The sequence below is a fragment of the Nonomuraea sp. NPDC052129 genome (assembly GCF_040680095.1).
Lineage (GTDB): Bacteria > Actinomycetota > Actinomycetes > Streptosporangiales > Streptosporangiaceae > Nonomuraea.
The window spans coordinates 67305-86761 of the sequence record NZ_JBFAVX010000045.1 but is presented as its reverse complement, the minus strand read 5'-3'; the positions used below and the strand labels follow the sequence as shown (position 1 = coordinate 86761).

Annotated in this window: 12 protein-coding genes; 6 read left to right on the top strand and 6 right to left on the bottom strand. The window is 64.6% G+C overall.

The features are described from left to right. The first annotated feature begins 472 nt into the window (after positions 1–472). Positions 473–904: a hypothetical protein gene (locus AB0L53_RS53265; RefSeq protein ID WP_364012820.1), complete on the top strand. Its 432-nt coding sequence runs from the start codon at positions 473–475 to the stop codon at positions 902–904. 338 nt (positions 905–1242) lie between these two features. On the opposite strand, the gene AB0L53_RS53260 is transcribed toward AB0L53_RS53265, so the two are convergent. Further along, complete coding sequence (locus AB0L53_RS53260; RefSeq protein WP_364012817.1) at positions 1243–1824, bottom strand: TetR/AcrR family transcriptional regulator; 582 nt, start codon at positions 1822–1824, stop codon at positions 1243–1245. Between the two features lie 99 nt (positions 1825–1923). Here AB0L53_RS53260 and AB0L53_RS53255 point away from each other — a divergent pair, with 99 nt between their 5' ends. Beyond that, on the top strand, positions 1924–3117 hold the full coding sequence (locus AB0L53_RS53255; protein WP_364012814.1) for an MFS transporter: 1194 nt from the start codon (positions 1924–1926) through the stop codon (positions 3115–3117). 115 nt (positions 3118–3232) lie between these two features. Here the strand turns inward: AB0L53_RS53255 and pafA are convergent, their stop codons facing one another. Together pafA and AB0L53_RS53245 are read right to left on the bottom strand one after the other, a co-directional pair. Next, positions 3233–4591, bottom strand: coding sequence for a Pup--protein ligase (gene pafA / locus AB0L53_RS53250; RefSeq protein ID WP_364012811.1), 1359 nt, complete (start codon positions 4589–4591; stop codon positions 3233–3235). Between the two features lie 188 nt (positions 4592–4779). Then, positions 4780–6015 carry a hypothetical protein gene (locus AB0L53_RS53245; protein ID WP_364012808.1) on the bottom strand — a complete coding sequence of 412 codons (1236 nt, stop codon included), beginning with the start codon at positions 6013–6015 and terminating at the stop codon, positions 4780–4782. Between AB0L53_RS53245 and AB0L53_RS53240 the strand changes: the two genes are divergently transcribed. Further along, positions 6001–7104 carry a metallophosphoesterase family protein gene (locus tag AB0L53_RS53240; protein WP_364012805.1) on the top strand — a complete coding sequence of 368 codons (1104 nt, stop codon included), beginning with the start codon at positions 6001–6003 and terminating at the stop codon, positions 7102–7104. The genes AB0L53_RS53245 and AB0L53_RS53240 overlap by 15 nt on opposite strands. A 67-nt stretch (positions 7105–7171) precedes the next feature. Here the strand turns inward: AB0L53_RS53240 and AB0L53_RS53235 are convergent, their stop codons facing one another. Both AB0L53_RS53235 and AB0L53_RS53230 read right to left on the bottom strand, forming a co-directional pair. Further along, positions 7172–7429: a hypothetical protein gene (locus tag AB0L53_RS53235; RefSeq protein ID WP_364012802.1), complete on the bottom strand. Its 258-nt coding sequence runs from the start codon at positions 7427–7429 to the stop codon at positions 7172–7174. 111 nt (positions 7430–7540) lie between these two features. Beyond that, entirely contained in the window at positions 7541–7969 is a 429-nt protein-coding gene (locus tag AB0L53_RS53230) for a hypothetical protein (RefSeq protein ID WP_364012799.1), read from the bottom strand. A 589-nt stretch (positions 7970–8558) separates the two neighbouring features. Here AB0L53_RS53230 and AB0L53_RS53225 point away from each other — a divergent pair. The 3 genes from AB0L53_RS53225 (at position 8559) to AB0L53_RS53215 (ending at position 17398) form a co-directional block, all read left to right on the top strand. Beyond that, positions 8559–14816 (top strand): RHS repeat-associated core domain-containing protein, encoded by a 6258-nt coding sequence (locus AB0L53_RS53225; protein WP_364012796.1) that lies wholly within the window; start codon positions 8559–8561, stop codon positions 14814–14816. Between the two features lie 525 nt (positions 14817–15341). Further along, a complete protein-coding gene (locus AB0L53_RS53220; RefSeq protein ID WP_364012793.1) occupies positions 15342–16655 on the top strand; it encodes a Hint domain-containing homing endonuclease in 1314 nt (437 codons plus the stop codon). A gap of 353 nt (positions 16656–17008) precedes the next feature. Beyond that, complete coding sequence (locus AB0L53_RS53215) at positions 17009–17398, top strand: DUF5958 family protein (protein WP_364012790.1); 390 nt, start codon at positions 17009–17011, stop codon at positions 17396–17398. 751 nt (positions 17399–18149) lie between these two features. On the opposite strand, the gene AB0L53_RS53210 is transcribed toward AB0L53_RS53215, so the two are convergent. Further along, positions 18150–19457 carry an FAD-binding oxidoreductase gene (locus AB0L53_RS53210; RefSeq protein ID WP_364012787.1) on the bottom strand — a complete coding sequence of 436 codons (1308 nt, stop codon included), beginning with the start codon at positions 19455–19457 and terminating at the stop codon, positions 18150–18152.

Below are 19457 nucleotides of genomic sequence, written 5' to 3'. Positions count from 1 at the left end.
TCTCGCTCATCCCATTCGTCTCGTTCAAGCGGCGTTGGGCGGTGGGGTACTCGTACGGGACCGAACCTGCCAAAGGGCCTGGCGGACAGTTCGCGACCTTTGCCCGCCCGACGCCACAGGACAGCGACCATGGCAGGGCACGGTGATCTCCCCGGCTCGCTTGATCTTCTGCAGAACCTTGGCACAGCGTCCCGCGAAGAGGTAGCGAATTAGACGTCATTGCCGCCCGTCAAGCGGGTTGTCGACGAAGGCTATCGATGCCGACGCGGCCCGAAGTCAAGAAGACGCACGTCAGGGGGCCCAATCCGCCCTTCCGGAGGCGTATGCCCGAAGAAACCCCCATAGCCATAAGAAGGGATGGATAAGCTGGCTCCTGAGTGGTACACGGTGTCGGTGCTCGGCCCAGCCTGGTGAGGCAGTGGGATGTGGCGCGGCGTTGCCGTCGCGGATGTAACTGTAGGAAGCAGGCTCTATGGCCAAGCGCTGGACCATTCCTGCGTTAGCGACCGTGATGGTATTCACCCTGACCGGTTGTAAATATCCAAGCTGGACGGAAACGGGCTGCCGTCAGGAGGCGATCCAGGAGACCGTCGAGCTCAAGAAAGCAACATCGGCGCTTCTTCCTGAGTCCATAGCCGCCACACTTGAGGCACGTGACGACTGCGATTCGGGTGATGAGGGTGGCTGGTTGACTGCCATAGTGGACGGGAAGACACCCAGCGGCACGGTTCTCGACGGCTTCACAGCGAAGGGCTGGAGCCAGCTCAACCTACGCAAGGACGAGTGCAACGTCGAATGTATCGCCGGCGTCACTGACCAATGGCACGGCAAGAAGGTCGAGGTCGTCGTCGGTGCGACGCAGCAAGTCCAAACTCATGAGGTAATAATCGAATTTGCCGAATAACGATTTCCCGGGTGGGGCCGTGGACAGTCGGACGCGGCCGACTGATCCCCATACGGCTGACTGTTCAAACGAAGTCTGCATCTTGCTGTTGCCGTGTCGCATCGTGACGTTCGGGGCCGTGATACGCCTCGGCCTTCCTCACCAGCGGGCAAGGCCCGCGTGCCTTTTCAAGGGGCGGCGCCGGATGGCTGGATGCGCCCTCATCGTTTGTCGTGAGTCGGTACGTTGGCCACGTGCGAACAGGCTCACCTGATACCGGCAGGCCCGGCTATCACAACCTGCCGAATGGGGGCGGGGGCGGCCGGTCCCTCGCTGCTCCGCGACCGGGATAGGCGTGGTCAGGTCGCAGATGTCGCGAGCATTTTGATCGTGAAGTCGATTGCTGTGGCGAGCCGTTGGACGTCGTGTCCGGTGCGTTCACGTACGCGTAGTCCAAGCACCGTCGTGAACAGCAGCTCCACTGCGGCGTCGACGTCCAATGCGGCGGGCAGGTCGCCGTCGCGGATGCCGCGACGTAGCAGTGACGCCAGGGTTTTCCTGGTGACTTCGAACGCGGCCTCGGTCCTCTGCTGGACCTCGGGGTCGGTGGTGCCGAGTTCGGCAGCCGTATTGACCACGAAGCAGCCGCGACCGGCCTCGTGACTGATCATCCAGATCAACCACTCCCGCAGGACTTCGAGGCTGGGACCGGCGGCGCTGAGCTGCTCTTCGGCTTGCGTGGACTCCGTCGCCCGATAGTGGTCCAGCGTCCGCAAGAACAATGTGCGCTTGTCGTTGAAGGTGCGATACAGGCTGCTTTGCTTGAGTCTGAGCTCGGCGCCCAGGTCGCGGACGGACGTGGCGTTGTAGCCGCGGCGCCAGAACAGGTCGGTCGCCTTGGCGATCACATCTTGCTCGTCGAACTCCCTGGGCCGTGCCATGGTCGTCATTCTACCAACGTTGTGGAGCGATCGTTCCCGTATTATGGTGTGCCGTCATATGGGAGCGACCGCTCCCGAATGAGAGAGGGGAGATTCGACGTGACGGCAACGGACCCGACGACGACCGGGCGAGACGCGTCAGCGAAGAATTATTGGATCGCGGTGTCTGCCGTGGCCTTCGGCACATTTCTCCTGGTGACGGCCGAGCAGCTCCCCATCGGACTGCTCACCCCCGTCGGATCGGCGCTGTCGGTCTCTGAGGGTGCGGCGGGTCTGATGGTCACGGTCCCCAGCATCGTCGCCGCCGTCGCGGCGCCATCGGTTCCGGTTCTCGTCGGCAGGATGGATCGCCGGCTCTTGCTCGTCGCCTTGATGGGGCTCATGACGCTCGCCAACCTGGCCTCCGCCCTGGCCCCGAACTATCCGCTTCTGATCAGCGCCCGCGTGCTGGTCGGGGTGGCGATCGGCGGGTTCTGGGCCATCGCCGGGGGTCTGGCCGTCCGGCTCGTCCCCGCCCCGCTCGTGCCGCGGGCCACGGCGATCATCTTCGGCGGCGTCGGGGCCGCGAACGTCTTCGGCGTCCCCATCGGCACGGTGATCGGCGGGCTGGCGAGCTGGCGGATCGCGTTCGGCGCGCTGAGCGCCCTCGCACTGGTCGTGCTGGTCGCTTTGCTGGCTGTGCTGCCACCGTTGACCGCTGCTCAACCCGTCGGCCTGCGGCGGCTGGCTGACCAGTTCCGCAACCAGGGCGTCCGGGTCGGCATTCTGGCGACCTTCCTGATCGTGACCGGCCACTTCGCGGCATACACGTTCATCAGCCCCGTGCTGCAGGATCTGTCCGGCATCGATGCGCAACTCGTCGGGCCACTGCTGTTCGGATTCGGCATGGCGGGCGTCGCAGGGAACTTCATCGCGGGTGCCGCCGTGGCGAAACGGCTCCATCGGACGGTCCTCACCATCACCGCCGCCTTGGGGGTGACCGTGCTGCTCTACCCCATAGCAGGGCTCACCGCCGCTGGCGGGGTAACGCTGCTCGTCGTCTGGGGCCTGGTGTACGGCGGGGTCTCCACAAGCCTCCAGACATGGATGATCAAGTCCGCGCCACAAGCGGTCGAGGAAGCCTCCGCTCTGTGGGTGGCAGTGTTCAACCTCTCGATCGGTCTCGGCGCGCTGGCCGGCGGCACAATCGTCGATGCCCTGCCACTCCAGGGCATCCTCTGGCTCGCCGGCGTTCTCGTCCTGGTGGCCGGGCTGGCAGTGTGGAGCGCGCGCCGGAACGACAGCCTTCGATGACACCCATCTCGCCAATCTGCGGCGACCATGTTTGCCGCCCATCGAACTCGGACAGGACCGCGTACCCGTCGACTGGTTATCCCGCACGATGATGGTGGTCAGCGGCGCCGCTGACTCACATGTCGGCGATGAGCTTGTCCACCCGCTCGTCGACGCTGCGGAAAGGGTCCTTGCACAGGACGGTGCGCTGGGCTTGGTCGTTCAGCTTGAGATGCACCCAGTCGACGGTGAAGTCGCGCCGCTTCTCCTGCGCCTTGCGGATGAACTCGCCGCGCAGTCGCGCCCGGGTGGTCTGCGGCGGCACCGACTTGGCCTCGAAGATTTTGATGTCGGAGGCCACCCGCTCCACCAAGCCGCGGCGCTGTAGCAGGTAGAACAGGCCGCGCTTGCGGTGCACGTCGTGGTAGGCGAGGTCGAGCTGCGCCACCCTCGGCGACGACAGCGGCAGGTCGTACTTCTTGCGGTAACGCTCGATGAGCTGGTATTTCGTCACCCAGTCGATCTCGCGCGCCACCAGGTCGAGGTTGCCGGTGCCGACCGCGTGCAGCGTCCGCTCCCACAGCTCCAGCACCCGGTGCGTGATCGCGTCGCCGCCGCGGCGCTCGACGAAGTCCTTGGCCTTGGACAGGTATTCCTGCTGGATCTCCAGGCTCGACGCCTCACGGCCGTTGGCCAGCCGCACCCGCCGCCGCCCGGTCATGTCGTGCGACACCTCGCGGATGGCCCTGATCGGGTTCTCCAGCGACAGGTCGCGCATCACCGTGCCCGCCTCGATCATGCGCAGCACCAGGTCGGTGGCGCCGACCTTGAGCAGCATGGTGGCCTCGCTCATGTTCGAGTCGCCGACGATGACGTGCAGGCGGCGGAACCGCTCGGCGTCACCGTGCGGCTCGTCCCGGGTGTTGATGATCGGCCGGGACCGGGTGGTGGCCGAGGAGACGCCCTCCCAGATGTGCTCGGCCCGCTGCGACACGCAGTAGACCGCGCCGCGCGGCGTCTGCAGCACCTTGCCCGCGCCGCAGATGATCTGCCGGGTGACCAGGAACGGGATCAGTACGTCGGCCAGCCGCCCGAACTCGCCGTGCCGGCCCACACAGTAGTTCTCATGACAGCCGTAGGAGTTTCCGGCCGAGTCGGTGTTGTTCTTGAACAGGTAGACGTCGCCGGCGATGCCCTCTTCGCGCAGCCGCTTCTCGGCGTCGACGAGGAGTCCCTCGAGGATGCGCTCGCCGGCCTTGTCGTGGGTGACGAGTTCGATGACGTTGTCACACTCGGGTGTTGCGTACTCAGGATGGCTGCCCACGTCGAGGTACAGACGTGCGCCGTTGCGGAGGAAGACGTTGCTCGATCGGCCCCAGGACACGACCCGCCGGAACAGGTAGCGCGCGACCTCGTCGGGGGACAGCCTGCGCTGTCCCCTGAACGTGCAGGTCACGCCGTACTCGTTCTCCAGGCCGAAGATGCGACGATCCATTGCCTCACGCTACTCTCTCCGCACGGTCTCGCCCAGGTCATCCAGGTGGTCGGCGTCGACACCAAAACCCTGGGGCCTCCTGGCCTGAAATCCTTGAACCGGGAAGCACTCGGCGCGGCGCCAGCGGGTGCGACGGCATCGAGCGTGCCCCAGCAGTGCACGATTCCGTGCCGACCGGGTGCCGGACGTCACTCGCCGGGCTTGGCGAACTCCACGCCGTCGAACCGGAACACCGTGACGCGGCCGGGGTAGTCGGCGACCGCCAGGAGCCGGCCGTCGGCGGAGAAACCGACCGCCTGGCACCAGCGCGACCACTCGCCGGGTACGGCGAAGCGCGGCTCCAGCGGCTGTCCGGTCGCGACGTCGTGGACGATGACCGGGCCACCGGAGAGGGCACCGGCGAGCAGGGTGCCGTCGGGTGACAGCGCGAAGTCCGCCAACCGCGCGTACCCGTCCTGCTCGCCCTTGATCGCCCAGCACAGGGCACCGGATTCCACTGAGACGCCGAAGCATCCTGACGTCTCGCCGCTCGCGACGAGGATTTGCTCGGTCCCGTCGAACGCCAGTTTGTCGAACCGGTGGCTGGTCCCCTGGAATCTCGCCGGGAAGGGGAACGGGGCGGCGAGGACTCGCTGACCGGTGTCAACATCCCAGATCTCGAGGTCATGCTCCGTATCGCGATTGTCTGGATCATGGGCGAGAGCGACGAGCCGGCCCGACGGCGACAGTGTGGCGGTGGTCTGGAAGCGCTTGCCCGCCGGAAGATCGAGGCACGAACCGCCGTCCGGACCCAGCACTCGCAGCGCGTGATCATTGTCGACGATCAGCATCCGCCGACGGGCGGTGTCCCACGCTGGCCGGGTGTGGGGCAGGCGCTGGACATGACCGGTGGCGAGCGCCACCGTGTAGCTCACCTCCACCATGGTGATCCAGTCGCGGACGGTGAACGTCAGGTGCGATCCGTCCGGCTCGAAGGCCACGGTACGGATCATTGAGTACCGATACGCATCGGTGTACACCACCTGGCGGGCGCCGGTCCGTAGGTCGACCGTCTGTACCTCGCAGCCGGCATTACGGGTCCGGTCGGGGATGCCGCGGGCGACCGCGACGGTGTGGCCGTCCGGGTGCAGGGCGATCGCCACGACGCCGTTCGTGGCCCGCGTCGTGCATTGGGCGACGACGTCGCCCGGCTCGGTCGCAGCGACGTCGCGGAGCAGGGCGTACCCGTCACGCATCTTCTCGGTGACGACCTTCTCCAGGGCCTCGCGCGCCGCGCGCCCGTCGTCGAACGACTTCGTACGCCCCTGAGGCTTCCCAGTGCCGGCCCACCAATTCCGGTGCAGCTCAACCCCGTCGACCCGGAGCTCAAGGTACTTGGGCTTTGCCGTACCGGGATGAGTCAGGAGAATTTGATCACGATCCACACGCGGCATCCTAGAGATCTGGAGCATCAGTCATCGCGCAAAATCCTTTGTCCGCCGCACCGATGCCTCCCTAGGATCGCCCGAATGCGGCGCACGATCATCATCGGCGACATCCACGGCTGCTTCGACGAGCTGCGCGAACTGCTTGAGGAAGTCGACATCCGACCGGACGACCTGCTGGTCAGCGTCGGTGATCTGGTCGATCGCGGTCCCGCGCCCGGTGACGTGGTCAGCCTTTTCCGCGAGCGCCCGAATTCGGTCGTGGTCATGGGCAACCACGAGCGGAAGCACGTACGCGGGATCTTCTCCTACGCACAAGAGATCACGCGCTTGCAGCTCGGCGACCACTACGCCGAAACGGTCGACTGGATGCGGACACTGCCGTACTACTTCGAGAACGAGCATGTCCGTGTGGTCCACGCCGCGATGCTGTCCGGAATTCCGCTGGCCGACCAGAGGGAGGAAATCCTCTGTGGCTCGACGAGGGGTGAACGAGAGCTCGCGGCGCTGTTCCCGGACAGTCGCTGGTACGACCACTACACCGATGCCAAGCCGGTGGTCGTCGGCCATCACGTGACCGGCCGGGAACCGATGATCCTCGACGGCCGGATCTTCGGTCTCGACACCGGTGCCTGCCACGGCTGGAACCTGACCGCGCTGTGCCTTCCAGGATTCACGGTCCACTCGGTAAAAGCGCATGCGGATCATTGGTCGGCCACCAAGCGGCAGTGGCAGTTGCCCGTCCTGAAGTCCAAGCCTTGGCATGACTCCACCTGGCTGGAGCTGGCTCAGGCGACAGAGCGGTTCACTTCGGCAGCTGACAGCGCCACACAGAGGTGGCTGGAGGCGCTCCAGGAATGGGCCGCGGATCTGCAGTCGGCATTCCCCACCCTCGTCGCTATCGCGCATCGAGTCGCGGACGAGCTCACCGCGGACGGACTGCGCCGACATCCTGCCGCGAATGTTCTTTTCCAAGCCCGTAACGGCCGCCTCGACCAGACCAGCCTGGCCAGGCAGTGCCCGACACCGCGCAGAACGATCGACCTGGCGGCAGCATTGGGGCTGGCTCTGGACGAGTTGCCCAACTGAACCAGACCTTGGCCATCTCCAAGATCGTGGAGATGGCCAAGGCCGAGTTATCGAGCTATGGGGTATGTCATGGAGTGGTGAACAACCACCATTGGGTGGTGCCGTTCTGCGAGCAGAACCACGAAATCCATTGGTGGGCCTGCTGGCCCTGTAGCCCGGATACCGCGCAAACTTCGAAGCTGGCATAAGGGCCGAGGACGGTCTGGGCGTGAACGGCGCCGGCGACCGTCTTTTCGCTGGCGGCCATCGCTGGGGCGCCCAGCAGCAAACTAGTCGCCGCGGCAGCGCAGGCCACGTCGGCAAGCCGACGGATTCGGTAACTCATGAAAAACTCCTTTCTCGCCGTTTTGCCATTTCCGGTGCGAGTGCGAATCTATTTTGTCACTCGATCTGCTATCGATGGATGGCCGCTCGGCTCAGAAGTCGGCGGCGGAGCTCAGCAGGAGATCACTAGGGAGAACGGTCGATCGTCGTCGACGCTCATCGGGTTCTGAGCCGATGGCGTCGCTGTGCGAACGAAAAGCGTCCTTCCATTGACCGCGCCGACCAGGATCGACGCACTGCCCGGCCCGGGGTCATTGCCACCCGACGTGTTGATCGTTCCGGTCAGTGCGCATCTGCTGATGTCGGAGTCCGTCGTCAGGTTGTAGCGCCCCCCACCGAACTTGTTGACGTTCCTGATGCCCGACGCGGCGAGCAGGGTTCCGTTTGAGCTGACTTTGGCCCAGAGGATTCCCGGGGCAGCCCGATTGGCGGACAGTGCTGCGGAGTTGGTTTCCGCAGTCGCACTTGAGACGGCGAACACGCCGCTGGCGATGATGGCAGAGGCTGCCAGCATCATTGGCAGTCGCACTGAATTCTTCATGTCTACCTCCATGAGAAAGGATTCATCCTCGGCTGGATGCTTGCTCCGACTGTGCATCGCGGCGGCATGCGAGGGGGATCCCTAGATTCAGTGATTGCGGTGGCGTGCATTCGCGCGATGCGGGTTTTGACTGGAAAGCAAGGGAATGGCGGTTCGATATCCCTTTCGTGTTCAATGAGACCGAAAGGTTTGACTGGCAGACCGTAGTGATCGCCATTCCCCGCATGTGTCGAACCGGTTGGCATGGAGCCCGCATCAGATCACAGCGGCCAGCGGCAACAGCTGGGCAGGTGGCAAACCGGCCCCCACGGTCTCGTGGCCGTAAGGATGCGAACCGTCGTAAGCGTGATGTAGATCACATGTGCATTTTTCTTCAGGAAAGCGCCTTCCCTGACATGTCGGTTGACCAGTGAACATGGAGTGCGTGGCTGACGCGCCCTGACGGTTGGTGTCGGGTAAGTGACCCTCCCGTTGTTGACCGATCTTGGTTCGTCGATCACATTCCGAGTGATCGTTCTTATGTCTGCCTTAGGTGCGCCGAGGCCTCGTTTCCCGGGGTCTGCGTCAGCGTGCCGTGAAGGGGTGCGGTATGCGGGCTCGGCGTGTACGGATGTGGTTGGCGGCGTTGATCGTCGGGCTGTGCTCGATGGTGCTGATTTCGAGTGTCGGGGTGCCGGATCAGCTGGTGGAGCGGGCTGCCGCGGCCGCGCCGGACCCGGAACAGTCCGTGGACGGTCGCCCGGTGCCGAAACGCGAAGTGCCCAAGGGCGCGGAGGCGTCGGCGCCGAAGGTGGAGCGGCGTGAGCCGGTATGGCCGAAGGCGGGCACGGCCGAGGTGGAGGTGCCGGCCGTCGGCAAGGTGGCCGAGGCCGGGACGTTGCCGGTCAAGGTGGGCCAGGCCAAGAGCAGCGGGCTGGACAAGGTCAAGGTGGAGACCTTGTCGCCGGAGGCTGCCCGCGCACTGGGCGGAGTGGGCATCGCTGCGCGGATGATGCGGGCCGATGACGGGGCGGCGCCGGGCAAGGTGCGGGCGGAGTTTTCGTACGCGGGCTTCCGGGACGCGTTCGGTGGGAACTTCGTCAGCCGGTTGCGGCTGGTGCGGGTGCCGGCGTGTGCGGTGGAGGTGCCGCGGCCGAAGACGTGCGTGGTGCGCCCGGTGGTGGTGCCGTCCACGAACGATGCGCGGGCCGGGACGCTGACTGCGGAGGTCGAGGCGACGCCGGTCGGCGCGAGTGCGGCGGCGGTCAAGCCGACACCTGCGGGCAAGGATCGTAAGGCGTGGGCGGCTCAGGTGGCGCGCGATCGGCTGGTGGCGCAGCTGGCCGCCGGGTCGGTGTATCTGCTGTCGGTCGGCATGACGGGGCCGAACGGCAACTGGGGTGCGACCGATCTGAAGCCGTCGGGGACATGGCAGGCGGGCACGTCGGGTGGTGGTTTCGACTATGACGTGCCGTTGCCGGAGGCGCCGTCGGTGGGCGGTGACGGGCCGGATCTGTCGCTGCAGTACGACGCGTCGTCGGTGGACGGGCAGGGGCAGTGGTCCAACAACCAGTCCAGCGTGGTTGGTGCGGGCTGGGATCTGAGTGCCGGGTTCATCGAGCGGCGCTATCGCCGCTGTTACGTCGACAACTCCTACGACGAAAACACCGCGGAGCTGATCTGGAAAGCCGAGGAGAACGGGATCGGCGGGGAGGCGTTGTGCTGGGAGTCGCCGGATGACACCGACGACGATCCCGCCACCACTGACAGGTCGCAGTCGGAGTTGGTGCTGTCGGCGGGTGGCCGGTCGGCGCAGATCGTCAAGGACCGCAATGCGGGTGGGGGCTGGAAGACGGTTCCGGATTTCGGCTGGAAGATCGAGCAGGTCGCAGGGGGAGCCGACAGCCAGCCGTATTGGAAGGTGACCAGCCAGGACGGCACGGTGTGGCGGTTCGGCTACACCAAGGACGCCCAGTGGCAGGTGCCGTACGTGGGCAACGACTCGGGCGAGCCGTGTTACGACCGCTACCTCAACAACGACATCCCGCCCACCTGCACCGGCGTGTGGCGGTGGAACCTGGACCAGGAGCTCGACTCCAACGAGAACGTGATCGACTACTCCTACAACCGGGAGACCAACTACTTCTGCCTGCCCTCGTGCGCGCACGAGCTGTACCGGGTGCTGCCCTATGACCGGGGCGGCACGCTGGCCAAGGTGCAGTGGGGACACAACACCCAGGTGCCCGGCAGCGTGCCGACCGCGCGGACCACCTTCACCACCACCGACCGCGGCGGGGTGGACGTGCCGACCGACCTGCAGTGCGCCCAGGCCGTCGGCTGCGCCAACAGCGCGATCGGCTTCTTCTCCACCCGCAAACTCACCTCGGTCCTGACCGAGTCGCTCAACCCCACCTCGAACGCGTGGGATCCGGTGGACCGCCTGGACCTGGCACAGACCTGGATCTACCAGCGCACCGACTTCGGGCCGGCCGACGATCCGGCGCTGTGGCTGGACACCGTGCAGCAGATCGGGCTGGCCGCAGCCCAGGAGGTGGCGTTGCCGCCGCTGGACTTCGACGCGGTGATGCTGGCCGGCAAGATGGACTACGACTCCATGTCGGACTGGACCGACCTGCTGTCATGGCGGATGGTGCCGCGCATCGCCGCGATCGGCAACGGGATGGGCGGCCGCACCGAGGTCACCTACGGTCAAGCCGATCCGTGCGGCGGCGGCAAGGGCCGTGACGGCTCCAACTACTTCACCGACAAGACCGGCGACTGCTACGACGTCGACTACAGCATCCCCGAAGCCGATTATGAGAGCTGGTCGCGCTTCTTCAAGCAGCTCGCGGTCAAGGTCGTCGAACGGGACATGGTCGGCGCCTCGCCGGACATGGTGCATCAGTACGAGTTCATCGGCAGCCCGCGCTGGACCAAACCGGTCCAGTTCGCCGAGCCTGGCCAGGCTCCGCCGACCTCGGACTGGCGCGGCTACAGCCAGGTCCGCACTATCGATGGCTCCGGCACCGACCCGGCCGGCTACACCGTCACCACCCGCAACTTCCTGCGCGGCACCGGCGAGACCGTCACCGACTTCGACGGCGGCACCCTGGTGGACAAGCCGATCCTGCAGGGCAACGTGCTGCAGGAGCAGTCGTGGAAGATGACCGCGCTCAGCCCCCGCGCCTACACCGAGGTCGACTCGACCCGGTGGGAATACACCATCCAGACCACCGGCAACGGGCCCGGCACCATGGACCCCGCCCTGGTCCTGCAGACGCGTGAACGCTCCCGCGACAAGATAACCGGCGGAGCCTGGCGTTATACCGACTCCAAGACCGGCTACAACGCCGACGGCCTGCCCAAGCAGGTCAACGACTACGGCCAGGACGGCGTCACCACCGACAACACGTGCACCACCACCACGTACGCGCGCAACGCCGACGCCGGTCAGTGGCTGCTCGACTTGCCCTCCGTCGTGGAGGAGCGGTCCGGAGACGACTGCGCCGCCGGGGCGTTGATCGGCAAGACGGTCAGCCTGTACGACCTGGGCACCGACCCGGCGACCAACAAGCCGAGCGACGGCAACCCCACCGAGGTCCGTACTTACGCCAACGCGAGCACCATCTCCACGACCAAGGCGACCTTCGACGAGTACGGCCGGCAGCTGACCAGCGTGGACCCGCTGGGCAAGACCACCTCGACCACCTACACCCCGCCCGTCGGCTGGCCCGCCACCGGCATCACGACGACCAACCCGCTCGGCCACACCGTCACCGCCCGGCTGTCGCACCGCCTGGGTGAGGCCGTCGCGGTCACCGACGCCAACGGCAAGACCACCGAGATGGACTACGACGCGCTCGGTCGTACCACCGCTTTATGGAAGCCCGGCCAGCCGCGCAGCGGTGGCACTCCCAGCACGACGGTGGCCTATGACATCGCCTGGAACGGCTGGCTGGGCCAGCCGACCGCGCCGATCAAGACAACGATCAAGCAGTTGCTGACCGGCACCACCTACCTCAGCACCGTCGGCTACGAGGACGGCCTCGGCCGCAGTCGAGAGGCGCAGACCGCCTCCCCGTCGGGTGGCCGGATCGTCACCGCCACCACCTACGACGCGCGCGGCCTGACCAGCGCGGTATCTGAGCCGGTGCACAACACCGGCCAGCCGGGCAGCGGGCTGCTCAACCCCGCGACGACCGGGCTGCCGCAGTGGACCAAGTCCGTCTACGACGATCAGGAACGCCCGGTCGCGTCGATCGCCTACCACCTCGACACCGAGCTGCGCCGCACCAGCACCGCCTACCCCGGCGCCGACCGCACCGAGGTCACCCCGCCCGTCGGCGGCAAGACCGCCACTGTCACGGACGTCTTCGACCGCGCAGTGAAGGTCGAGGAGTGGGCCGACGCCACTACCCACCAGGACACCAGCTACAGCTACGACCTGCACGACAACCTGACGAAGATGACGGACGCCAACGGCAACGTCCGCACCTACACCTTCGACTGGCTGAACCGGCGCACCGCCGCCACCGACCCGGACGCCGGCGCCTCCAGCTACGGCTACGACCTGGCCGGCCAGCTCACCTTCAGCATCAACGGCAAGAACCAGAAGACCTCCAACAGCTACGACGACCTGGGCCGGCGCACCATCCAATGGGCCGGCGAGGTGTCCACCGGCACCAAACTCGCCGAGTGGAGCTACGACACCGTCGCCAAGGGCCAGCCCGGCGCCGCCACTCGCTATACGGGCGGCCAGCCCTACACCCAGACCGTCACCGCCTACGACAGTGATTACCGGCCCACCGCCACCAAACTGACCATCCCGGCCAGCGAAGGCAACCTAGGCCGCGACTACGCCTTCGCCTCCGCCTATGATGCCGCAGGCAACCTGCGGGAGCAGAGCCTGCCTGACGCGGGCGGGTTAGCTGCCGAGAAGCTCACCTACGCCTACACCGACCTTGGGTTCGCCCAGGGCCTGACCTCCGACCTGGGCGGTTTCACCTACGTCAAGGACACGGCCTTCACCCCCACCGGCAAACTCGCTACCCGCACGCTGGGCGCCGCCGGTCAGATCAAACGCACCCTCGAACGCGACACCACCACCGACTGGCTCTCGCGCGTCTCCACCCAGACCAAAGCCGACACCAGCGCTCCGGACACCGTCCAAGACGACCGCTACAGCTACAACGTCGCCGGCACCATCACCCGCGTCCTGGACGCCGCCTCGGCCATCCCCGGCAGCACCGACGGCCAGTCCGAATGCTTCACCTACGACGGCCTGCTCCGGCTGAAGACCGCCTACACCACCACCGCGAGCTCGTGCACCGGCACCGGTGACGCCAAGGGCCTCGATCCCTACAGCCAGGCGTACGCCTACGACAAGGTCGGCAACATCACCAGCCTGACCGACAACGGCCAAACCGCCACGTACACGTACCCCACCCCCGGCGCCACCGCGGTCCGGCCCAACGCCGTCACCTCCATCACCCGACCTGGCGGCGCTGACACCTACGCCTACGACGCGGCCGGTCAGCTATCGGCCCGCACCGTCGGCGGCAAGCCGGGCACCTTCGATTTCGACCAGCTCGGTCAGCTCACCCAGGCCACCGTCGACGGCAAGCAGACCTCGATGGTCTACGACGCCGCCGGCGAGCGGCTGATCCGCCGCGACCCCGACGGCAGCACCACCCTCTACCTCGGCCCGATGGAGCTGCGCCTGTCCGGTGGCCTGGTCGCGGGCAAGCGCTACTACAGCGCCAGCGACGGCTCCCCGATCGCCATGCGCGACGCCGCCGGCGTCACCTGGCTGCTCGCCGGCCAGCACGGCAGCACCCAACTGGCCATCAACGCCACCACCGGCACCATCAACCGCGAACGCTACCTCCCGTACGGTCAGCGTCGCGGCGGCGACGACCTGCCCTTCACCGACCGCGGCTTCCTCGGCAAGATCGAAGACGCCTCCACCGGCCTGGACTACCTCGGCGCCCGCTACTACGACCCCGCCATTGCCAAGTTCATCTCCGTCGACCCCGAACTCGATCTCCGAACCCCCGAATGGGCCAACCCCTACAGCTATGCCGCCAACAACCCCATCGACCAATCCGACCCGGACGGCCGCCGCGTCGATACCGGGAACGCCAAATCCGACAAGACATTCTCCAAGACTCACAAGGCCAGCGGCGCAAAGAAGTCAAAGACTTGGAAAAAAACGGAGAATAGGAACCAGCGGGCCTACCAGCAGTATCGGAGTAACCAGGATCGGAAAGCTCGTGAACAAGCCGCCAGAAGTGCAGCAAGGAAGCGGCAGGCGGCAAAAGACAAGAATCTCGATAGGGATTCTTATCGGAAATCACAAATCGATAAGAATTTCCGGAAATATGGCTGCTCTGAGCCTCCGTGTTCACGGGGAGAAGCTAGGCCTGATGGCCTTCTGGGCGAAGGCGAAGGTACTATTGAACTAGCAATCGTCGCGGTGGCATCGCGGGGGCGTGCAGAGGCGCCAAAGGGTGGTAATCCTCGCCCAGGGGGTCGAACCGCAGATGGACCGTCTAATGCTGCAAATGCCGAGCGCCTCAGGCAGCATCTCGGTCAACTGGAGAAGTACGGCAAAGCTGGTTATCGAAAATTGGATAATGGGCGGATAAGATACTATGGCGAAATAAAGCCAGCAAACAAGCCGGGCGAAATGGTTGGCCGTCGCACTGTCCGCGAATGGGATCCCGCTACGGGCGCAAAGCGGACCTGGCAGGAAACCATAGATGGATCCGGAAGGATCCGTCAGGCTCGACCTGAAGAAAGCATTACGGGAGGGAAGAAGGTACACTATACGTTCGATAAGGACGGAAACTATACCGGGAAGTGGTAGTGTGGAGCCCACGCGCGACACCATGCGCAACGCGATCAAAGACATGATAGAAGGGCGTCGCACCCGAGAGGATGTTTCCTCCTGGGCTGAGCGACTAATGCTAGATCTGGAGGAGGTAAAAATATCGGATATGGTTGTCTGGGATTCTCTACAAACACTGTCCGGGGCCGATCTCAAGGATGGGCCAGACAGTTATCTCCATGACTCTGAGGACCTCCGATCCTGGCTAGCTGAGTTGGAGTGACCTGTTGCACGACAACGGCGTACAGCGTGCCATGGAAGTAGCCCAAAGTCACACTTCCATGGCACGCTCCGCACTGGCGCTGCCAACCCGGACGCGGGTACCTCAGCCACCTCATCGATTTCAAGAGCACACGCGCCGCACCGGGTACTTCTCGTTGCCGGTGATCCTTCAGCTTCTCGGCTACACCTTGATGGACTTCACCGACCGGTATCGCATCGACCGGGTCGGCATGTATCTCACACGCGCTGGGGCGTTGGTCTTCTGGCCGATCGAGGACTACCTTGCCCTTCTCCGCGGAAGAAGAAGGACAAGGAAAGCCCGCAGTCTATTTGAACTGCAACCATGCTCTCTGTGAAAATGAGCCGGAATTTAGCCCGATTGAAATCGGAGTCTTCACTTGGCTGAAGAAGTACTACGACATCGTCACCGTTGGCACCACCTACGTCCAGAACCCGGACAAGAAATGCCTCGATGCCCTCGTAGGCGGCAAGATAAAGAAGTCGAATAAGCGAGGGAAAGACCGACAGCTGTCCTGTAAAAACAGTTTCGCAGCCAAGACCGAAGTCCTGATGAGCGATGGCACCCGGAAGCGCATCGAAGACATCAAGATCGGCGACAACGTGCTCGCCGACGACCCCGGGACCGGTCAGGGCGGTGCCAAGAAGGTCATAGCGCTGCACCGCAGTCGCGACACCGACCTAGCCAACGTCACCATCCCGACCGCCGATAGTCACGCAACCATCCATGCGACCCAGCACCACCCCTGGGACGCCACTAGCAAGACCTGGGACGATGCCGCCGACCTGCATCCCGCCGATTCCCTCCGGACGCTCTGTGGCGAGCACGTCAGAGTCGTCCAGGTGCGAGCCTTTGCCGGCTCGCAGTTGTCGAGGCGAGTGAGCGACTTATCGAACTGGTTCACGGTAATGATGACATTGCCAACCATGTCAACGGCAGCGTTCATCGTCCACCAAATCCTGCCGCTCGATACCTCACATTTGGCCTGTCGCAAGCCACCGCCACCTCCACGAGGTCATCGACGTTCCTGGCCAACCAGACCCCAGACCTCCACCAGGCCCTGGATCGGGGCCGCCTCCGACGGCGTACTCCACCTCATCCTCGACGGCAAGATCTTCGACTCCGACCGGTGCCGCATCGAGACCACCAGCGTCAAAGGCGAACCCGTCGACGCGTGGGGTGGGACGGGGACCCTGCTGCAGAAAGCCCCATTGCCCGAGTCGATCATGCTGAGAAAACGTCAGCGGGGCAAATTCGCCGACGGAATGGGTAGTCTGGTCGTCCTCGATTCCTCCCAAGCAGATCAGGATAGCGAGTATCCGGTCCCCGTTTGGAATCCTGGAGTTGTGGATCGTGAGAGTATGGAGAGGCTCGGGGTAGTTTTGGATTCTTCGCTCTCGCCCTGTGTCGGCGAGAGCTGTAGCCCGCTGGCGATAATCTATCTGAAGCTCGCGTTCGACAGAAAAGTAGAAGCCTCGCCAGACTGTTCTGGCGAGGCTTCTACGCTTCTTGGCTGGGAAATGGCCAGCTTGCGGGCGAGCTTGGCTGACCACCAGGCATGGTGTTCGATTATGTAGAAGCAGGTGCGACGCCCGTCATGGTGCATAACAGCGGCTCATGCGGGTTTAGAATTCCTAATGAAGCGGGGATTCTCCCTGGCGAGGCCCGGCGCATCCAGAATTCGGCGAATAGGATGGGGGCTTGGGTTGCGATGGTATGCAGTGCCGCTAAGGAGGATTTGGGCTGGGATTACATATTGTCCGGCAAGTCATCGTGAGTAAGAAGTAGGACTGCAAGCTCGCTCCCTATGGGGATTAGCAAGGCCGGAGGCGGGGGCAGGACATTTTCAGGATTGCATTCCGGATGCTCCGGAATGCGCCACATTAGAGCCTGATCGTCCGCACTTTATCTTCAATCCACAGGTGCCGTGATGAGCAAACGATTTATTATCCTGAATGAACTAAGCCAGGGGCGCCGCCCACTCCAGGAAGGGATTGACTGGTTCGAGGCGCTGCCGCTTGATGAGCGACGTGACGTGATTCGAGAGCTGTCTTCTTATTCCCTTCAGGCGAGGGCTGTAACTGAGGATGCTGCGAAGAGTATCGTCCGGGCAGGGGTGAAACCGACGGCGACCCCGGCTGTCCTGATTTCGCACGGGTCAATCCGTGAGCAGCTGGCTAAGGTAGGGAATCTACCAGAAGCCGAGATGGAAAAATCATTTAGGATATTGCTGGCACTTCTATCGATCTCGGATGCCCGCAGACGTGAGATTGATTGCGCTAATGGATGCGCACATTGGTGGCATAACTTGCCCGATTAGGCGTCACAGAGGATCGCCAACCGCGCGAACAGTCAGAGAGAGCTTTAGAGGCTGGGGTTGCGGCAGGTTCAGGTATTACAGATGGCGCACCTATCTACATTAGAGGGTTTGATCGGTGATACGTTTCTGGTGGGCTAGGCGCCGCAAGCGCGTCTGGCCCCAGGTTGAGAATCGAGCTGGTGTCCTCGGCAGGGGAGACATCAAGGGGGTTGCTCTTGATGAGGTTGAGCGCATGGCTCGACAAGCGAAGGCTCATCATTGGAGCGGCCAAGGGCGCCCAGCCTGGTTGAATGAGCATCGTGCATCAATCTCAGATATCTACCTTACGTTCCTATACGAGGAGTCCGAAGGCTGCTTTCGGTGCTCCGTCACAGCACTGTTCAGAGAAGGAGGAGGGGGTCATTTCGGGCTTGATGTTGCGCGAGATGAATTTAATTCACTTCCAGATCTGCAAGAATTCGCCGTAATTGAACTTGCACATCGCTTCCTAGATTCATTTCCCACTATTCAGCTAGATGTCGAGCAGCAGGCTGCATGGGACCGTAGCTATGGCGAGATTTAGGATGCTTTGTCTCTAAACTCGACTTTCGCTGTTCTAAATGAGAGTCATGCGGCGTCTTCCCAGGCCGGCGGGTCGGCCAGGATTCTTCGGGTTTTGGCTGGTCGTGTGCTACGAACGCTTCGGCCCGTCGAGGGTGGCGCTGAGGGTAGCGATGACGTCTCTCTGGAGGCAGCCGATGGATGGGTGCGTTCAGCTGAGGATGGGGAAGTTGGCACGAAGGGTGTTGTACGGGTCGTGGTGGCGTTTGAGGGCGCGCAAGCGATCCAATGCGGTCGGCGTGAAGGCGTCGGCCGGTGTCTCGCCAGGGCTGAGGAAGGTGAAGGGTTTGCGTCCGCTGACGGGGAGGGCGTCGGTGAGTACGCGTTGTCTGGCGGTGACGGCCTCGGCGGTTGCCGGGTCGGTTGGGACGCCGAACAGGTAGAGCGCGTAGGGCTCGGTCAGTGGGCCATGGGGAGTGTTGGACGGGAGGGCGAAAGCACCGCCGAGGTGGCGTATCTGCACGCTCATCAGCGGGGCGATAGGTTCGGCCACCAGGGTCTTCGCCACCCTGTCATCTAGGTCGGTGAGCAGTTCGCCGCGTGAGGAGCCCGCGCCGGGGTCGGTTGGTTCGGCGGTGATGGTGCCGAGTTCGGTGACCGTCATGGGGCGTCTGCTGTCGGTGAGGGGGTGGGGCAGGTGGTCCAGGGGGCTGAGCAGGGCGCGGGCCGTGGTGGCGGGGCCGAGGTAGGTGGCGTCGATGGCGATCATGGGTGTGGAGCCGGGGAAGTGCAGCAGGTCCAGCCAGAGGGTGAGGTCGTCGGGGGCGGTGGCGGTGATCTGGCGGTAGGCGTCCATCACGTCCGAAGCGTGCTGGATGGGCCACGACATGCGCCCTCCGTACAGGTGCGGAGCCGGGTGGAGGGTGAGTTCGAGGGCGGTGACTATGGCGAAGGAGCCGCCACCGCCGCGCAGCGCCCAGAACAGGTCAGGGTCGGTGTCGGCGGTGAGCCGTCGCTGTCGGCCTTCGGCGTCCACGACGTCGAAGGCGGTGACGTGGTCCGCGACCCAGCCGTGTTTCCGGCCGAACCAGCTCAGTCCGCCGCCGAGAGCGACGCCGGCGACGCTCACGACCGGGGAACTGCCGGGCAGGCCGGTCAGGCCATGCGGTGCGGCGGCGGCTTGGAGGCTGCCCGAGGACACGCCCGCGCCGATCCGGGCATGCCGGGTGGCGGGGTTGATCTCCAGGGTGTTCAGTCGCCGGGTGCGCAGCAGGATGGCGCCGTCGAGGTTCGGGGTGGCGCCATGGCCGTTGGGCTGGGCCGCGACGGCCAGGCCGCGGGTGTGGGCATAGCGGACCACGGTCGCGACGTCGGCGGCGTCGGCCGCTTCCACCACGGCGGGAACCGACTGTTCGATGGCCAGGTTCCAGGGGCGCCGGGCCTGGTCGAAGCCGTCGTCTCCGGGGACCAGGATGCGTCCTCGGACGAGAGCGCGCAGGTCGTTCAGCTTGCTGCTCAT

Excerpts from the sequence above, each read along its gene's own strand:
- AB0L53_RS53235 (WP_364012802.1), bottom strand. The coding sequence starts at position 7,429 with ATGAGTTACCGAATCCGTCGGCTTGCCGACGTGGCCTGCGCTGCCGCG.
- AB0L53_RS53230 (WP_364012799.1), bottom strand. The coding sequence starts at position 7,969 with ATGAAGAATTCAGTGCGACTGCCAATGATGCTGGCAGCCTCTGCCATC.
- AB0L53_RS53210 (WP_364012787.1), bottom strand. The coding sequence starts at position 19,457 with ATGAGCAGCAAGCTGAACGACCTGCGCGCTCTCGTCCGAGGACGCATC.
- pafA (WP_364012811.1), bottom strand. The coding sequence starts at position 4,591 with ATGGATCGTCGCATCTTCGGCCTGGAGAACGAGTACGGCGTGACCTGC.
- AB0L53_RS53225 (WP_364012796.1), top strand. The coding sequence starts at position 8,559 with ATGCGGGCTCGGCGTGTACGGATGTGGTTGGCGGCGTTGATCGTCGGG.
- AB0L53_RS53260 (WP_364012817.1), bottom strand. The coding sequence starts at position 1,824 with ATGGCACGGCCCAGGGAGTTCGACGAGCAAGATGTGATCGCCAAGGCG.
- AB0L53_RS53265 (WP_364012820.1), top strand. The coding sequence starts at position 473 with ATGGCCAAGCGCTGGACCATTCCTGCGTTAGCGACCGTGATGGTATTC.
- AB0L53_RS53215 (WP_364012790.1), top strand. The coding sequence starts at position 17,009 with ATGAGCAAACGATTTATTATCCTGAATGAACTAAGCCAGGGGCGCCGC.